This is a genomic window from Paracoccus homiensis, assembly GCF_900111675.1.
Taxonomy (GTDB): Bacteria; Pseudomonadota; Alphaproteobacteria; order Rhodobacterales; family Rhodobacteraceae; genus Paracoccus; species Paracoccus homiensis.
Genome location: NZ_FOHO01000001.1, coordinates 182297 through 198712, shown reverse-complemented (window position 1 = coordinate 198712; position 16416 = coordinate 182297). Strand labels below are relative to the sequence as shown.

The 16416-nt window shown below is 65.3% G+C and carries 16 protein-coding genes; 9 read left to right on the top strand and 7 right to left on the bottom strand.

Annotated elements, in window-relative coordinates:
* The first annotated feature begins 194 nt into the window (after positions 1-194).
* From BMX67_RS01015 to BMX67_RS00980, 8 genes are read left to right on the top strand one after another with little or no spacing between them, the layout of a single operon-like run.
* Complete coding sequence (locus BMX67_RS01015; RefSeq protein WP_090731795.1) at positions 195-788, top strand: NADPH-dependent FMN reductase; 594 nt, start codon at positions 195-197, stop codon at positions 786-788.
* A complete protein-coding gene (locus tag BMX67_RS01010; RefSeq protein ID WP_090731793.1) occupies positions 788-1990 on the top strand; it encodes an MFS transporter in 1203 nt (400 codons plus the stop codon). The genes BMX67_RS01015 and BMX67_RS01010 overlap by 1 nt, the downstream gene beginning before the upstream one ends.
* Positions 1991-2016: 26 nt before the next feature.
* Entirely contained in the window at positions 2017-2958 is a 942-nt protein-coding gene (locus BMX67_RS01005) for an ABC transporter ATP-binding protein (RefSeq protein ID WP_090731791.1), read from the top strand.
* Between the two features lie 5 nt (positions 2959-2963).
* On the top strand, positions 2964-3725 hold the full coding sequence (locus BMX67_RS01000; RefSeq protein WP_411958274.1) for an ABC transporter permease: 762 nt from the start codon (positions 2964-2966) through the stop codon (positions 3723-3725).
* Positions 3726-3784: 59 nt separating this feature from the next.
* Complete coding sequence (gpmI, locus tag BMX67_RS00995) at positions 3785-5302, top strand: 2,3-bisphosphoglycerate-independent phosphoglycerate mutase (protein ID WP_090731786.1); 1518 nt, start codon at positions 3785-3787, stop codon at positions 5300-5302.
* A gap of 2 nt (positions 5303-5304) precedes the next feature.
* On the top strand, positions 5305-6486 hold the full coding sequence (locus tag BMX67_RS00990) for a murein hydrolase activator EnvC family protein (RefSeq protein ID WP_175479783.1): 1182 nt from the start codon (positions 5305-5307) through the stop codon (positions 6484-6486).
* 16 nt (positions 6487-6502) lie between these two features.
* Complete coding sequence (locus BMX67_RS00985; RefSeq protein ID WP_090731779.1) at positions 6503-7924, top strand: S41 family peptidase; 1422 nt, start codon at positions 6503-6505, stop codon at positions 7922-7924.
* Entirely contained in the window at positions 7921-8406 is a 486-nt protein-coding gene (locus BMX67_RS00980) for an RNA pyrophosphohydrolase (protein WP_090731777.1), read from the top strand. The genes BMX67_RS00985 and BMX67_RS00980 overlap by 4 nt, the downstream gene beginning before the upstream one ends.
* Before the next feature lie 36 nt (positions 8407-8442).
* On the opposite strand, the gene BMX67_RS00975 is transcribed toward BMX67_RS00980, so the two are convergent.
* The 6 genes from BMX67_RS00975 to BMX67_RS00950 all read right to left on the bottom strand — a co-directional run bounded on the left by BMX67_RS00975 (position 8443) and on the right by BMX67_RS00950 (position 13685).
* Positions 8443-8679, bottom strand: a complete 237-nt coding sequence (locus BMX67_RS00975) for a hypothetical protein (RefSeq protein WP_090731775.1) — start codon at positions 8677-8679, stop codon at positions 8443-8445.
* A gap of 130 nt (positions 8680-8809) precedes the next feature.
* Complete coding sequence (locus BMX67_RS00970; protein WP_090731773.1) at positions 8810-10066, bottom strand: lytic murein transglycosylase; 1257 nt, start codon at positions 10064-10066, stop codon at positions 8810-8812.
* A gap of 99 nt (positions 10067-10165) precedes the next feature.
* Positions 10166-10495, bottom strand: a complete 330-nt coding sequence (locus tag BMX67_RS00965; RefSeq protein ID WP_090731771.1) for a hypothetical protein — start codon at positions 10493-10495, stop codon at positions 10166-10168.
* 67 nt (positions 10496-10562) lie between these two features.
* Positions 10563-12308 carry a single-stranded-DNA-specific exonuclease RecJ gene (gene recJ, locus BMX67_RS00960; protein ID WP_090731769.1) on the bottom strand — a complete coding sequence of 582 codons (1746 nt, stop codon included), beginning with the start codon at positions 12306-12308 and terminating at the stop codon, positions 10563-10565.
* A gap of 78 nt (positions 12309-12386) precedes the next feature.
* On the bottom strand, positions 12387-13352 hold the full coding sequence (gene glpX, locus BMX67_RS00955; RefSeq protein WP_090731767.1) for a class II fructose-bisphosphatase: 966 nt from the start codon (positions 13350-13352) through the stop codon (positions 12387-12389).
* Positions 13353-13433: 81 nt separating this feature from the next.
* Positions 13434-13685, bottom strand: coding sequence for a BolA family protein (locus BMX67_RS00950; RefSeq protein ID WP_090731766.1), 252 nt, complete (start codon positions 13683-13685; stop codon positions 13434-13436).
* An 81-nt stretch (positions 13686-13766) separates the two neighbouring features.
* Between BMX67_RS00950 and BMX67_RS00945 the strand changes: the two genes are divergently transcribed.
* Positions 13767-14393: a J domain-containing protein gene (locus tag BMX67_RS00945; protein ID WP_090731764.1), complete on the top strand. Its 627-nt coding sequence runs from the start codon at positions 13767-13769 to the stop codon at positions 14391-14393.
* An 11-nt stretch (positions 14394-14404) separates the two neighbouring features.
* Here the strand turns inward: BMX67_RS00945 and lnt are convergent, their stop codons facing one another.
* Positions 14405-15970, bottom strand: coding sequence for an apolipoprotein N-acyltransferase (gene lnt / locus BMX67_RS00940; RefSeq protein WP_090731763.1), 1566 nt, complete (start codon positions 15968-15970; stop codon positions 14405-14407).
* Positions 15971-16416: the final 446 nt, after the last annotated feature.

The window sequence follows — 16416 nt, the reverse complement described above, 5'->3', positions numbered from 1 at the left end:
GACCATCGGGCAGCCTTGTTTCGCGGAACTCTGGCTGTGCAGCAGGCTTTTGACAGGGGTGCCGGTATGGCCGTGACCGTCCGGTCGCCTGTGCCCGGCGCGAGATGCGTGACAATGGCCGCCCCTGCTGATCCGGCGGTGAAATCGAAATCCTGGCCTGACTGGATACGGGCCCGTGCTGTGGGAAATGACAGATGTCGCAAGGCAACCGGATCGTGGTCATGATGGGTTCCATCCGCGAGGGGCGGATCAACGACCGGGTGGCCGCCTGGGTCATGGGCCAGTTGCAGCAGCATGGTTTCGCCCCCGAGCTGCTGGACCCGGCCGATCCCGATCTGCTGCCGGTCCAGATACAGGACAAGGCGGCGATCGCGCGTCTGCGGGATCGGATGGCGGGCGCGGACGGCTTTGTCATTGTCACGCCCGAATACAATCATGCCGAGCCGGGTCCGCTGAAGACGCTGATCGATTCCGTCACCGACGAATGGTGGGCGCGGCCCATCGGGCTGATCAGCTATGGCGGGATATCGGGCGGGTTGCGCGCGATCGAGGCGCTGCGCGTGATCCTGTCGGAACTGCATACGGTGACCATCCGCGACACGGTCAGCTTTGCCTCGCCCTGGCGACGCTTTGACGAGGCGGGCAATATCACCGATCCGGAACATGCCGCCGCGGCGGAAACCGCGATGGCGGATTTTTCGCATCGGCTGCGCTGGTGGGCCGATGCGCTGGCCGATGCGCGCGCGGCGCGGCCCTATGACCGGCCCAAGGACAAGGAACAGGATTGATGGACAGGCTATTGCGCGACCCCCGCGCGTGGGGGCTTATGGCGGCGGCGATGCTGACCATCATGTCGAACGCGACGATCACGCCGTCGCTGCCGGGGATCGAGGCGCGGTTTCAGGACAATCCGATGGCGGCCACGCTGACCCGGCTGCTGATCACGGCGCCTTCGCTGCTGGTGGCGGTGACGGCGCCCTTCGCGGGGGGGCTGACCGACCGGCTGGGGCGGCGCAGGCCGCTGCTGGTGGGGCTGATCATCTATGCGCTGGCGGGCACGGCGGGGCTGTATCTGAATTCGCTGGAGGCGATTCTGGCAAGCCGCCTGATGCTGGGCCTTGGTGTCGCGGCGATCATGACCGCGCAGGCGGCGCTGGTCGGCGATTACTTCGAAGGGCCGGAACGCGGGCGACTGATGGGGTATCAGATGGCGGCGACCAATATCGGCGGGCTGGTCTTTGTCACCACCGCCGGGGCATTGGCGGCGCAGGATGCCCGGCTGCCCTTCGCGATCTACGGTCTGGCGGCGCTGTTGCTGCCGGTGCTGGCCTCGGTGCTGCCTGAACCGCCGCGTGCACGCAGCGATGCGGCGGGCGGCGGCCATGTCCTTGACGACGCGGAACCGGGTTGGCAGGGCGTGGTCGCAGTCATGGCGATCGCGGCGGGGCTGACCTTCGTGGTCTTTTACGCGGTGCCGACACAGGTTCCCTATCACTTGCAACACGAAGGCCTGGGCGACCCGCGGGCCGCCGGATATGTCATGGGGGCGATGATGGCCTCGGCGGCGGTGATGTCGGTGGTTTCGGGCTGGATCCGGCCGTGGCTGGGGCGGATCGGCACGCCGGTTTCGGGCTACCTGTCGCTGGCGGCGGGCTTTGCCGGGCTGTCGATCGGGCATTCGCTGGAACTGGCGATGCTGTCCACGGCGCTGATCGGTGCGGGGCTGGGCCTGTGCATGCCGACCTTCATCACCACCGCGCTGAACGTCACGCCCGCCCGTCACCGTGGCCTGATCACCGGGCTTGTGACATCCGCGATTTTTCTGGGTCAGTTCATTTCACCTCTGGCATCGCAGCCACTGGTTTCCCATCTGGGCTATTCTGGCGCGTTTCGTATCGGGGCTTTCGCCTTTGTGGGCTTGGCCGTCGCGCTGACCGTCACGCTGCAACGACAGCGGGCCGTATCGGCCCAGGCCGCAAGGGCCGGCTAGCGCCAAACAAGAAAAGGATAGGGGGCATGTCCACCATTATCGAAATCGACAATCTGTCGAAAGCATATGACAGCGGCACGAAAGCGCTAAGCGGTGTGTCGATGAATATCGAAGAGGGCGAGATCATCGCCCTTCTGGGTCCGAATGGCGCGGGCAAGACCACGCTGATCTCGATCATCTGCGGGCTGGTCGTGCCGACCGGCGGCACCGTTCGCGTGGGCGGGCATGACATCCGCACCGATTGGCGTGCCGCGCGCCGGATGATCGGCCTGGTGCCGCAGGAAATCGCGCTGGAGCCGTTCGAAAAGGTCATCAACAGCGTCCGCTTTACCCGCGGTCTGTATGGCGAAAAGCCTGACGATGGCTATATCGAACAGGTCCTGCGCAGCCTTGCGCTGTGGGAAAAGCGCGACGCCGCGACCCGCGAATTGTCCGGCGGCATGAAGCGCCGCGTGCTGATTGCCAAGGCGCTGGCCCATCGGCCCAAGGTCCTGTTCCTGGACGAGCCGACCGCAGGCGTCGATGTCGCCCTGCGCCGCGAGATGTGGCAGGTCGTCGAACAGCTGCGCCGCGATGGCGTGACCATCATCCTGACCACGCATTATCTGGAAGAGGCCGAGGAAATGGCCGACCGGATCGGCGTCATCAACAAGGGGCAATTGCTGCTGGTGAAGCCCAAGGACGAATTGATGGGCGAATTCGGCGGCAAGACGTTGACCATCGAACTGGATTCGACGCTGACCGAAATTCCCGCCGGGCTGGCCGATCGCGGTCTTGTTCTGGCCACGGATGGGCGCAGCCTGCGCTATGATTATGACACGCGGGCGGAACGGACCGGGATCGCGCGTCTGCTGGGCGATCTGTCGGCCAACGGGATCACTGTGCGCGACGTCTCGACCCGGCAATCCAGCCTGGAAGAGGTGTTCATGTCGCTTGTCGATGACCGGAAATCGGAGGACGCGGCATGAGCGCGATCAACTGGCCCGGTGTCTGGGCAATCTTTCACCATGAAATGATGCGGTTCTTCCGCACGATCATGCAGTCGCTGCTGTCGCCGGTCATTTCGACGACGCTGTATTTCGTCGTGTTCGGGTCGGCCATCGGCGGGCGCATCCAGTCGGTCGAAGGGGTGCCCTATGGCGCCTTCATCGTGCCCGGCCTGATGATGCTGACGATCCTTCAACAGTCGGTCAGCAATGCCAGTTTCGGCATCTATTTCCCGAAATTCAGCGGTACGATCTATGAATATCTGGTCTCGCCCGTGGGCTGGATCGAGGTGACGATGGGCTTCGTCGGTGCCGCGGCGACCAAGGCGATGCTGATCGCGCTGGTCATCCTGGCGACCAGTTTCTTCTTCGTGGGCGTCCATATCCTGCATCCGTTCTGGATGCTGGCCTTCCTGTTCCTGACGGCGCTGGGGTTCAGCCTGCTGGGCTTCATCATCGGGTTGTGGGCGAAAAGCTTTGAACAGTTGCAGCTGATTCCGTTGATGGTCATCACGCCCTTGGTGTTTCTGGGCGGGGCGTTCTATTCGGCATCCATGCTGCCCCCCTTCTGGGAAGCCGTGGCCAAGCTGAACCCGGTGCTGTACCTGATCTCGGGCTTTCGCTGGTCGTTCTTCGGTCTGGCGGATGTGCCGGTCGGCGTGTCGCTGGTTGCCGTGGCGATCATGGTGGGCGCCTGTTTCGCGATCATCCGTTGGATCTTTGCGACCGGTTGGCGCCTGCGCGAGTGAGGACGGTTGTCGCAGGGGCCGCGCAGGCGTAACAAGGCGCAAACGAACGCGAGGCCTCTATGACGAAACCCGTGATCCTGTGCATCCTCGATGGTTGGGGCGTGTCCGATCGCCCTGACCAAAGCGCCCCCGATCAGGCCGATACCCCGAATTTCGACCGGCTGATGCGCGATTGTCCCCATGCGACGCTGACCACCTTTGGCCCGGATGTCGGTCTGCCCAAGGGGCAGATGGGAAATTCCGAGGTCGGCCATACCAATATCGGTGCGGGCCGGGTTGTGGCGATGGATCTGGGTCAGATCGATCTGGCCATCGAAGACGGAAGCTTTTTCCAGAATGACGCGCTGCTGGCGTTCATCCAGCGGATGAAGGACAGCGCGGGCACCGCGCATCTGATGGGCGTGGTGTCCGATGGCGGCGTGCATGGCCATGTCGCGCATGTGCTGGCCGCGGCCCGCGCCGTGGCAGAGGCGGGTGTGCCGGTGGTGCTGCATGCCATCACCGATGGCCGTGACGTGGCCCCGCAATCGGCCAGGGGCTTCGTGGCCGAACTTCAGGACAAGCTGCCCGATGGATGCCGTGTGGGCACCGTGATCGGGCGCTATTTCGCGATGGATCGCGACAAGCGCTGGGACCGGGTCGAACGTGCCTATCGCGCCATCGTCGCCGGCAAGGGCGAGGGCGCGGCCAGTGCCGCCGACGCCATCGCCACCGCCTATGATCGCGACGAGACCGATGAATTCATCCAGCCCTTCGTCATCGACGGCTTCAACGGTGCGCTGGATGGCGACGGGTTCTTCTGTCTGAATTTCCGGGCCGACCGCGCGCGCGAAATCCTGTCCGCGCTGGCCGATCCTGATTTCGATGATTTCGATGTCGAGGATCGCCCGGACTGGGCCGCGCTTCTGGGCATGGTCGATTACAGCGAACGTCACAACGACTTCATGACCAGCGCCTATCCCAAGAAGCAGGTGGTCAACACGCTGGGGGCCTGGGTCGCGCAGAAGGGCCTGCGCCAGTTCCGTCTGGCCGAGACCGAGAAATATCCCCATGTCACCTTCTTCCTGAATGGCGGCAAGGAAAGCCCCGAACCCGGCGAAGATCGCCACATGCCGCAAAGCCCCAAGGTCGCGACCTATGATCTGGCACCCGAAATGGCGGCGGGCGAGGTCAGCGACGCATTGGTCGAGGCGATCGGCGCGGGCTATGACCTGATCGTCGTGAACTATGCCAATCCCGACATGGTCGGCCATACCGGCAGCCTGCCCGCCGCGAAACGCGCCTGCGAGGCGGTGGATCAGGGGTTGGGCCGCATGCTGGACGCGCTGGAACAGGCGGGGGGCGCGGCGGTGGTGATCGCCGATCACGGCAATTGCGAAACCATGATCGATCCCGATACCGGCGGCGCGCATACTGCGCATACGACCAACCCGGTTCCGGTCATCGTGGTCAACGGCCCCAAGGGCGCAACGCTGCGGTCCGGCCGTCTGGCCGATGTCGCGCCGACGGTGCTGAACCTGATGGGACTGGACAAGCCGCAGGAAATGACCGGCGAAAGCCTGATCGTCACCGAATGAGCCTGTTTCGTTCCCTTATCGCCGCCTGTGGCCTGTTGATGGCGGCTCCGGCCCCTGGGCCGGGCGTCGCCGCCGCGACCCCTGCCAATCAGGCCGTGGCCGAGGCGCAGGACGCCGCCGCGCAATTGCGCGCAGCGGTCGGCAAGCTGGCCGATGCCGTGACCGCCGACGATCAGGTCACCGCCCTGACCGAGGTGATCCGCGGCTATGAACAGGGCCTTGCATCATTGCGTGACGGGCTGCGTCAGGCCAGCACGCGCGAGGCCGAACTGCGCAGCCGGTTTCAGGCCGAAAGGGGGCGCCTGTCGCGTGTTCTGGGTGCGATGACCGCGCTGCAACAGGCCCCCGAAACCGCGATGCTTCTGCATCCGGGCGGGGCGCTGGCGACGGCGCAATCGGGCATGATCTTGTCGGATGTCACCCCCGGCCTGCGCGCCGAGGCCGAGCGGCTGCAAAAGGATCTGGATGAAATCGCGACCGTGCGCGAATTGCAGGCGGGCGCGGCGGATATGCTGGGCAACGGCCTTGCCTCGGTCCAGGAAGCACGGCGGCTGCTGACCAGCGCGGTGACCGATCGTTCGACCATGCCCGTGCGCTATGGCGAGGCGCCCGAGGAATTGCAGGACCTGCGCGACGCCGCCCAGAGCCTTGAGGAATTCGCCGCCGGGATCGAGCGGATGGAAACCGATATCGGCGCCCCGATGGATGATTTCGAAGGGGCGCAGGGCAGTCTGCGCCTGCCGGTGGTGGGCACGATCATGCGTCCCTATGATCAGCCCGATGCCGCCGGGGTGCGCCGGCCCGGCTGGGTCATCGCGACCGCGCCCGCCGCGCTGGTGACGACGCCCTGGCCCGCGACGATCCGCTATCGCGGTCCTTTGCTTGATTACGGCAATGTGATGATTGTCGAACCCGCCCGCGGCTATCTTCTGATATTTGCGGGCATGTCGCAGGTCTTTGGCGAGGTCGGCGATGTGCTGGGCGCGGGGGAACCCGTTGGTTTGATGGGCGGTTCCGAAGCCCCGGCACAGGAATTCGGGGCGCAGTTCGTGGCAGACGCCGCACGCGGCGGGGATGCGGGACAGACGGAAACGCTGTATCTAGAGCTGCGCAAGGACAAGGAAACACTGGACCCGGCGGATTGGTTCGTGCTGAATCCGGTGGTGGATCCGCAGGAAGACTGAGGCAGGAAAGGCCGCAATGAAACATTATCTGATCGCAGGTTTGGGTGGGGTGCTGGCAGGTGCGCTGGTGACGACCCAGATCGCGGGACCGCTGGTCGCGCAGGAAGCGGGCAAGAATGCCTCGGTCTATGAACAGCTTGAACTGTTCGGCAACGTTTTTGAACGGGTCCGTGCCGACTATGTCGAGGCACCCGGCGACAAGGATCTGATCGAGGCCGCGATCAACGGCATGCTGACATCGCTGGATCCGCATTCCAGCTTTCTGTCGGCCGATGATTACGAAGACATGCAGACCCAGACCCGTGGCAGCTTTGGCGGGCTGGGGATCGAGGTCAGCCAGGAAGACGGGCTGGTCAAGGTCGTCTCGCCCATCGATGACACGCCCGCCGCCAAGGCCGGGGTCAAGACCGGCGATTTCATCACCCATGTCGATGGCGAGTCGATGATGGGCCTGACGCTGGACGAGGCCGTGGACATGATGCGCGGCCCGGTCGGCAGCGAAATCACCGTCACCATCCTGCGCGAAGGGGAACAGGAACCGTTCGACCTGACCATGACCCGCGACACGATCAAGCTGACCGTGGTCAAAAGCCGGGTCGAGGGTCATGCCGTGGTTCTGCGCGTCTCGACCTTCAATGACGAAACCTATGACACGCTGAAATCCGAACTGGACAAGGCTGTCGCTGAAGCCGGCGGGATCGACAAGGTCACCGGTTTCGTCATCGACCTGCGCAACAATCCCGGCGGTCTGCTGAACCAGGCGATCAGCGTCAGCGACGCCTTTCTGGATGCCGGCGAAATCGTCAGCACCCGTGGTCGCAAACCCGAAGACAGCGAGCGTTGGAACGCCGAAGAGGGCGATCTGGCGCAGGGCAAGCCGATGGTCGTGCTGACCAATGGCGGCTCGGCCAGCGCGTCAGAGATCGTGGCCGGTGCGCTGCAGGATCACCGCCGCGCCATCGTCGTGGGGGAAAAGACCTTCGGCAAGGGCTCGGTCCAGACGGTCATGCCGGTCACCTCCGACAGCGCCATCCGCCTGACGACGGCGCGGTATTACACGCCTTCGGGACGGTCGATCCAGTCGCTGGGAATTCAGCCCGATATCATCGTCGCCCAGCCGCGCACCCCCGTGAACGAGGACGAGGGCGACGAACCGCGCAGCAATTCCAGCTTCAGCCGGTCCGAGGCCGATCTGCGCGGCGCGCTGAGCAACGATTCGATCAGCGAGGATGAGCGCAAGCAGATCGAGGAAGAGGCCGCCGAAACCGAGGCCACGGCCAAGCTGCGCGATGAGGATTACCAGCTGGCCTATGCCGTCGATGTGCTGAAGGGTCTGGCCGCCGTGAATTTCCGCGCCGAACAGGTGCCAGCCGCCCAGACGCCTGCCGTCACTGGCGAGGGCGCCCCGTCCGAGGATCAGGGCGCGGCCAAGCAATGAGCGGAGTGACAGGCCCTGGCGGGCTGCCCTATCGCGATTGCGCCGGGGTCGTGCTGATGAATGGCGATGGGCTGGTCTTTGCGGGCCAGCGCATCGACACCCCCGGCGCGTGGCAGATGCCGCAGGGCGGGATCGACAAGGGCGAAACCCCGCGTCAGGCTGCGCTGCGCGAACTGGAAGAAGAGATCGGCGTTCGCGCCGATCTTGTCGGCGTTGTGGCCGAAACGCCCGATTGGGTGCGTTACGACCTGCCGCCCGAATTGCTGGGCAAGGTCTGGAAGGGCAAATATGGCGGCCAGCGGCAGAAATGGTATCTGCTGCGCTTTGCGGGGACCGACGCCGATATCCGGATCGACACCGCGCATCCCGAATTTGATCGCTGGTGCTGGATGCAGGCGGATAACCTGATCGACCATATCGTGCCCTTCAAGCGCGATGTCTATCGTCAGGTTCTGGGTGCGTTTTCAGACCATCTGGCCTAGGCGCGTCAGGCCCCCGGTGTCGGGGGCCTTTTGCATTCACGACTGCTGCTGGCGAACGCCTTCGTTCTTGCAGATCGTATCGGCGTCCTCGACGCTGACCGTGCTGGGGCGCGAGATCGAGCGATCCCAGTCCAGCAGATTCTTGGTATAAAGCTGACAGACGACCGGACCCTGTGGCGTGTCCACGGTCACGGGCGCGCTTTCATAGCTTTCGGGCGAGCAGGCGGCCAACAGGCCAGCCGCGGCCAATGACAGAATGGCAATCTTTTTCACGGATCATCCTCCGGCAAATGGTAATGCCTTAGTCTGACAACATTTTCCCGTGAGGGGCCAATTGTTTTTTCAGACAGTTTGTTCCATCCGCGCGAAAATTCGATCTTCGCGCGGATGACGTGGCGTCGGATCAGCGGCGCAGCTGGTCCAGCAGGATCGAGGTCGGGTAACCGTCCGGCGTCACCCCGATCGAGCGTTGATAGGCGACCACGGCTTCCATCGTGCCGGAACCAAACAGGCCGTCGATTTCGTCATCGTAGAAGCCCTTCGCGCGCAGGCGCTGCTGGATTTCCTTGCGCTCCGACGTGGACAGGGGCCGGTCGTTGCGCGGCCAGCCGCCCTGAATGCCCGACCGCCCGGCGATCCGTTCGCCCAGGAAGGAAACACCAAGCGCGTAGTTGTCTGAATTGTTGTAGCGCAGCAGCGACCGGAAGTTGTCCAGGATCAGGAAGGCCGGACCGTTCGCGCCCGCCGGCATGATGATCGAGCCGTTGCCCGAAGGCAGGCTGCCGCCGCCGATTCGCGTCACCCCCTGCGAGGCCCAGTTGCCGCTGGACTTGCGGGTGCTTTTGCCGATCTGGCCCATGTTGAAGCCCGAGGGCAGCTTGACCTCGGCGCCCCAGGCCTGCCCGCGCTGCCATCCGTTGCGTGCCAGATAGGCCGCGGTCGAGGCCAGGGCGTCGGTCGGATCGTCGGACCAGATGTCGCGGCGGCCATCGCCGGTGAAATCGACCGCATATTCCAGATACGAGGTCGGCATGAACTGGGTGTGTCCCATCGCCCCGGCCCAGCTGCCCAGCATATGTTCGGCATCGGTATCGCCTGCCTGCAGGATCTTCAGCGCCGCGATCAGCTGGTTCTGGAACATCTCGCCGCGGCGACCGTCATAGGCCAGCGTCGTCAGCGAGGGGATGATCTGCATCTTGCCGCGATTGGCGCCGAAATTCGATTCCATGCCCCAGACGGCCAGAACGATCTCGCGCGGGACGCCATAGCGGGCCTCGATCGCGGACATCGTGCTGCTGAACTGCGCGGCCTTTTCGCGCCCGGTGCTGATCCGCGCATCCGACACGGCACTGTCCAGATACAGCCAGACCGGACGCGAGAATTCCGCCTGCTTGCGGTCCAGGCGGATCACGTCGGGATTATAGCGTGCGATCCGCATCGCCCGGTCATAGGTAGAGGCCGAAACCCCTGAGGACAGCGCGCGCGGGCGAAAGGATTGCACGAACTGCTGCAGGCCGGCCTCGTCGCTGGCCGAGGCGGCGGGGATCGCCGCCGGGGTCACCGTGGACCCGGTGCTGACCGGCATCCGGCTATAGCTTGAGGCGCAGGATGCAAGTGCGCCGACAAGGGCGGCACATAGGGTGATTCGAGAAACGCTCATAGGATCGCCTGTCCGTGACTGCTGCGGTTATTATTGTGAACGCAGTCTAACCAAGCCCCGGTGATTTGGATAGGGGCGGGACCGGGACGATCGGCGGTTTCAGGCTTCGCCCGCGGGGCCGCCGAAATCCTTGAAGAAGGGCTGAAGCTGGGCGATGATCACCGCATCTTCGTCGGCGGCGCGCTTCATCAGCGCGCGTTCGTCATCGTCGATGTCATGCCCCTCATCCAGCCGCTCTTGCAGCGTGCCATAGCCCGTCACGTCCAGCGGTGCCATGTCGGCCTGTTTCAGGATGGCGACGGTTTCGCGCACGGCCTCGGCCTCGTCCCGTGCGGCGGCATAGCACATCAGCGCGGCGCCGGTGCAACCATCGGGCAGCCCGTCACCGGCCTTGCGGCCGACCTCGACCAGCAGCGTATAGACGTTCATGACAGGCTCCTGTGGCAATTTTGGTCAATGCGAACAGCAGTTCGCGGATGGGTGCAAGCCTGGATGCCTAGCCGGCCTGAACCGGTGCGGCATCGTCCAGCCGCAGGCGCAGCCGTTCGCGCCCGCCCCAGGTCGACAGTTCCAGCTTGCCCGCCAGATGAAAGCGCCGACCCTTGGCGCCGATCAGACCCGGTCCCAGCGGGCCATTCATCGCCCCCCACGCAACGGCCTCCAGGGCGGGGCCACCGGCGCTGCGGAAGGACAGGCGCAGATGGTTTTCGCCCATCGTGCCCGCGCTTTCGATGATCTGATCGGCAAAGGCGAAACGCGGGGCCGGGGCCGCCTGACCATAGGGACCGGCATTCTCAAGCTGACGGAACATCTGGGTCGTGGCCCCCGCGCCCTCCAGCAGGCCCGACAGCCGCAGATCGCGGGTGCCGCTGCGATTTGCCAGATCCCGTGCGATCAGTTCGGCCAGACGCGCCATGGCGGATGCGATCTTGTCGGCCTCGACGGTCAGGCCTGCCGCCATCTCGTGCCCGCCGCCCTTCAGCAGCAGCCCTTCGCGGGCCAGGCGCTGAATCGCACGGCCCAGATCGACGCCGGGCACCGAACGCGCACTGCCCTTGCCGATGCCGCCATCAATCCCGATCACGACCGAGGGCAGGTCGGTGGCTTCCTTGATGCGTGCAGCCACGATGCCGACCACGCCGGGGTGCCAGCCATCGCCCGCGGCCCATGACAGGGCGCTATCGCCGCGCGCCTCGACCTGCGCCAGGGCCTCTTCGCGCACCGCAGCCTCGATCGCGCGGCGGTCGCGGTTCAGGTCATCCAGCTGGGCCGCCAGCCGAACGGCTTCGGTCGCGTCACGGGTCGACAGGCACAGCGCACCCAGATCCGCGCGGCCGACACGGCCCCCTGCATTGATCCGAGGGCCCAGAAGAAAGCCAAGGTGAAACGCATTCGGCGGCCCGTCCAGTCGGGCAACATCCGACAGCGCGACCAGACCGGGTCGCTGCCTGCGGGCCATCACATCCAGCCCCGTGCGCACAAAGGCGCGGTTCACACCGATCAGCGGCGCGACATCGGCCACGGTCGCCAATGCGACCAGATCCAGCATCGGCATCAGCGCAGGCTCGGGCCTGCCCAGACGGCGCAGAACGCGCCCGGCCTGCACCAGTGTCAGGAACACCACCCCCGCAGCGCACAGATGCCCAAGCGCGCCATCCTCGTCCGCACGATTCGGGTTCACCACGGCAAGGGCAGGCGGCAGTGTCTCGCCGCCCAGATGGTGATCCAGCACGATCACATCGGCGGCGCTGGCCGCTGCCAGCGCATCGTGGCTCAGGGTGCCGCAATCGACGCAGATGATCAGATCGTGCCGCGCGGCCAGATCGGTCATCGCAGGCACGTTGGGCCCATATCCCTCATCGATCCGATCGGGGATATACAGCGTCGCATCGCGACCCTGCTGGCGCAACCAGTCCAGCAACAGCGCCGCAGAGGTGCCCCCATCCACATCATAATCGGCAAAGACCGCGATCCGCTGATCCTGGGTGGCGGCGGCCACGATCCGCTCGGCGGCGGCCTCCATGTCGCGCAGCGTCAGGGGATCGGGCAACAGATCGCGCAGCTTGGGCGACAGGAAGCCCTCGGCATCCTCGGCTTCGACGCCGCGTTCGGCCAGAACCCGCGCCACGGGCAGGGGCAGCGCGGCTTTCTGCGCCAATCCCTCGGCCAGCCGGTCCAGCGTCGGCTCCGGCCCGACCCAGCGTCGCCCGGTCAGCGACTGTTCAACGCCCAGAAATGCCACGCGATCTCTTCTTCTTTGTCGAAATACCCTGGGGGAGTCCCGGAACGGGACGGGGGCAAAGCCCCCGATGCTCCGCGGTTACTTCACCGGGTTACGATAGATCATGCGACGGACCGATCCGGTTTTTGACCGCATCAGGATCGTCTCGGTCTGCAGATAGCCCGGCTCGCGCTTGACGCCCGCCACGATCGAGCCGTTGGTCACGCCGGTCGCGGCAAAGATGACATCCGCGGTGACCAGTTCGTCACGCGCATAGATCCGGTCCAGATCGGTGATCCCGGCCTTCCTCGCGCGGCCCTTTTCGTCGTCGTTGCGGAACAGCAGGCGACCCCACATCTGGCCACCCATGCATTTCAGCGCGGCTGCCGCCAGAACGCCCTCGGGGGCGCCGCCGGACCCCATATACATGTCGATGCCGGTCATCTCGGCCTCGGCACAGTGGATCACGCCGGCAACATCGCCATCGGTGATCAGGCGGATCGCGGCGCCGGTTTCGCGAACCTCGGCGATCATGTCCTCGTGGCGCGGACGCTCCAGGATGCAGACGGTGATGTCGCTTTCCTTGCAGCCGCGCGCGGCAGCCAGCGCGCGCACGCGTTCGGCCGGGCTCATGTCCAGGCTGACGACATCCACCGGATAGCCCGGCCCGATGGCCAGCTTGTCCATATAGACGTCGGGTGCGTGCAGCAGTGTGCCGCGCGGGGCCATGGCGATCACGGTCAGCGCGTTCGGCATGTCCTTGGCGGTCAGCGTGGTGCCTTCCAGCGGATCCAGCGCGATATCCACCTCGGGGCCTTCGCCGGTGCCGACCTCTTCGCCAATGAACAGCATCGGCGCTTCGTCGCGCTCGCCCTCGCCGATGACGACGACGCCCTTGATGTCCAGCATGTTCAGCTGATCGCGCATGGCGTTGACGGCGGCCTGATCGGCGGCCTTCTCGTCGCCGCGCCCGATCAGGCGGGCCGAGGCATGGGCCGCAGCCTCGCTGACACGGGCCAGACCCAGAGACAGCATGCGGTCGTTGAAATCCTTCGGCGCGGTCATCCGCCTTCCTCCATTCGTACGAAACCCGCCGGACTACTACGCGGCGCCTGTGGGGCGGGCAAGCCTGTCGGCGCTAACAACTCAGTTTTCCGACAGTTCCAGCGCAAGCGCGTGGATGCGCGGCACGATATCGCCCAGGGTCTGATGAACCAGCCGATGCCGCTGCACCCGGCCAAGCCCGGCGAAGGCGGGGCTGGTCATGCGAACGCGAAAATGGGTCTCGCCCCCTTCGCGCCAGCCGGCATGCCCGCGATGGCCTTCGCTTTCGTCGATCACCTCAAGCGCCGAGGGCTGCAATTCGGCCAGTTTCCGGCGCATCTCATCCGCGATCATTCGCATATCCTTTCGTCAAGACCTTCCATGTCGCGTGAAAAAGCCTAAACTGCCGCCTCCGAGTCGCAAAGGTGCCCCAAAATGAGCAGGAACGACCCGTTCGGATTCGACATTTCCGCCGCCAAGGACAAGAAGCGGCGTTCAAAAGGCCGTCGCGGTATGTCCGGCGCCTTCGAGACCTCGACACGCATGTGCGAGAAAGAAGGATGCAACGAGCCGGGGCAATACCGCGCGCCCAAGAATCCGCGCAATCTGGATGATTATTTCTGGTTCTGCAAAGAACATGTTCGCGAATACAACGCGAACTGGAACTATTTCCAAGGCCAGTCCGAAGAAGAATTTCAGCAATTCATCGACAATGCGACGGTCTGGGAACGGCCCACCAAGCCCTTCGGCAAATCGACCGAGGACCAGAAATGGGCGCGTCACGGTGTCAGTGATCCGCATGAAATCCTGGGTGCGAACGGCACCTCGCCCGAGGCGCGGGCCAAGGTCGCGCGCAAGCTGCCCCCGACCGAACGCAAGGCCCTGGAAATCCTTGAGGCCAAGGATGGCTGGACCCGGACCGAGATCCGCAAACAGTACAAGTCGCTGGTCAAGGATCTGCATCCCGACATGAACGGCGGCGACCGTTCCGACGAAGAACGCCTGTCCGAGGTCGTCTGGGCCTGGGATCAGATCAAGGACAGCCGCTTTTTCCGCGACTGATACGGCGGCTATCAGGTCAGACGGTCGTGCCGCCGATGACGGCGCGACCAGATCCCGGCAAGAAACAGCACCATCAGCGCCGCCCCGACCACAGGCGCGGGCCCGATCCGCAGCCACGGTGTTTCCGGCAGCGCGCCTGGCAGGGCGGCATCGATCTTGCCCTGAACCCCCAAGGGCAGCGAAGCCCGGATCTGGCCATGCGCGTCGATCACCGCGCTGACCCCGGTATTGGCCGCGCGGATCAGCGGTAGTCCGGTTTCGATCGCACGCAGTCTTGCCTGTGCAAGATGTTGATAAGGTCCGGAAATCTTGCCGAACCAGGCATCATTCGTTGCCTGCAGCAGCCATTCGGGGCGGCGTTCCAGGCCACGCAGATGCTGTGGAAAGACGGCCTCGTAACAGATCAGGGGCTGAAAGGCGGGAATGCCGGGCTGGTCAAGGATCATCGGCCCCGGACCGGCGGAATATCCGTGACCCTGCTGCGCGGCAAAGGCGCCGATCCCGATTTGCGACAGGGCGTCGCCCCAGGGCACATATTCGCCAAAAGGCACCAGGTGGAACTTGTCATAGACCTGGCCGACCGCGCCGCCCGGTTGGATCATGGCGAGGCTGTTGTAATATCGGCTGCCTTCGCGGCGCTGGATGCCAAGCGCCAGCGGCGCATCCGCCGCCTGCGACATTGCGGGCAAGACCTCGCCCGCATCGTTCAGCAGAAAATTCACCGCCGTTTCCGGCCAGATCACCAGATCCCGCGCGCCCGGTTCCGAAGACAACTGCATCAGCCGGCGAAAGAATTCCTCGGACCAGGCGATGTCCCATTTCAGGTGCTGGGCGGCATTGGGCTGCACGATGCGCAGCCGCGTCGCCGTATCCGGGGGCAAGGGCGCGGCCAGACGGGCCAGGCCCGTCGCCCATGACCCCGCCAGCAGCAGGATCGACAGAACCGCGCCGGGTAGGAAACGCAGGACCGGCTGCGCCACGGGTCGCCAGATCAGCACCGGCAGCAGCGCCATGATCAGGGTCAGCGCGCTCAGGCCGATGGCGCCGGAATAGGCCGCCAGTTGCGCCACGGGCGTGTCGGTCCAGACATGGCCGGTCAAGGCCCAGGGAAGGCCGGTAAAGATCCAGCCGCGCAGCCAGTCAGACAGGATCAGCCCCGCGGTCAGGGCCAGTGACCGCGCCCGCCAGTCGAGCACCAGCCGCGCCGCGATCCAGCTGGGGACGGCCCAGAACATCGCCCCGCCAAGCGCCATCAGGATCAGCGCAAAGGGCGCCATCCAGCCGTAGATTTCAGGCTCGACCAGAAACGGCTCAACGATCCACAGCATCGCCAGCGCAAACCAGCCCATGCCGCCCGCCAGACCATGCCAGAAAGCCGTGCCCGCAAACGGGGCGCGGGCCATGCGCCAGATCAGGACGGAAAGCGCGATCGGAGTCAGGGCCCAGATGCCGAAAGGCGCAAGCCCCAGCGCCGCAATGGCGCCAAGGGCAAGGTCAGACAGAAGATGCCGCAACGCGGGCCTGTGCGACCGCAACAGACGCGGCGGAAAGGTCAGGCTGCGGCGTCGGGCGGACATGCCGGGCCCTTATGCGTCCGAGTTCGACGGCTCTTCGGCGCTGGGGGCGGCGTCCTGCGCCGCCGCGTCCGGCGTATCGGTCTTCTTACGGCGCGTGCGCTTGGGCTTTGGAGCGTCGTCGCCGGCTTCGGCGGCGGGCTCTTCGGCCTTCTTGCGGCGGGTCCGCTTAGGCTTGGGCGCTTCTTCCGTCGTCGTCGCTTCAGCCTCTGCCGGGGCGGGGGCGTCTTCGGCCTTGGGCTTGCGGGCACGCGGTTTGCGGGCCTTGGGCTTTTCCTCGGTCGTGCCGTCGGCCTCGGTCGTGGCGGTTTCCTCGACCTTCTTGCGGCGGGTGCGTTTGGGTTTGGCCGGCGCGGGTTCTGCCGCGGTTTCGGCTGCAGGTTCTGCCGGGGTTGCGGCGGCCTGTTCAGCCGGGGCCTCGGTCACGCTGTCCGCTGCGAGGGCGGCAG

What these genes read in the sequence shown, in the direction of transcription:
- BMX67_RS00965 (WP_090731771.1), bottom strand. Translation starts at nt 10,495, where the DNA reads ATGAACGTCTATACGCTGCTGGTCGAGGTCGGCCGCAAGGCCGGTGAC.
- BMX67_RS01010 (WP_090731793.1), top strand. Translation starts at nt 788, where the DNA reads ATGGACAGGCTATTGCGCGACCCCCGCGCGTGGGGGCTTATGGCGGCG.
- BMX67_RS00980 (WP_090731777.1), top strand. Translation starts at nt 7,921, where the DNA reads ATGAGCGGAGTGACAGGCCCTGGCGGGCTGCCCTATCGCGATTGCGCC.
- BMX67_RS00985 (WP_090731779.1), top strand. Translation starts at nt 6,503, where the DNA reads ATGAAACATTATCTGATCGCAGGTTTGGGTGGGGTGCTGGCAGGTGCG.
- lnt (WP_090731763.1), bottom strand. Translation starts at nt 15,970, where the DNA reads ATGTCCGCCCGACGCCGCAGCCTGACCTTTCCGCCGCGTCTGTTGCGG.
- BMX67_RS01015 (WP_090731795.1), top strand. Translation starts at nt 195, where the DNA reads ATGTCGCAAGGCAACCGGATCGTGGTCATGATGGGTTCCATCCGCGAG.
- gpmI (WP_090731786.1), top strand. Translation starts at nt 3,785, where the DNA reads ATGACGAAACCCGTGATCCTGTGCATCCTCGATGGTTGGGGCGTGTCC.
- BMX67_RS01005 (WP_090731791.1), top strand. Translation starts at nt 2,017, where the DNA reads ATGTCCACCATTATCGAAATCGACAATCTGTCGAAAGCATATGACAGC.
- BMX67_RS00950 (WP_090731766.1), bottom strand. Translation starts at nt 13,685, where the DNA reads ATGATCGCGGATGAGATGCGCCGGAAACTGGCCGAATTGCAGCCCTCG.
- glpX (WP_090731767.1), bottom strand. Translation starts at nt 13,352, where the DNA reads ATGACCGCGCCGAAGGATTTCAACGACCGCATGCTGTCTCTGGGTCTG.
- BMX67_RS00945 (WP_090731764.1), top strand. Translation starts at nt 13,767, where the DNA reads ATGAGCAGGAACGACCCGTTCGGATTCGACATTTCCGCCGCCAAGGAC.
- BMX67_RS00970 (WP_090731773.1), bottom strand. Translation starts at nt 10,066, where the DNA reads ATGAGCGTTTCTCGAATCACCCTATGTGCCGCCCTTGTCGGCGCACTT.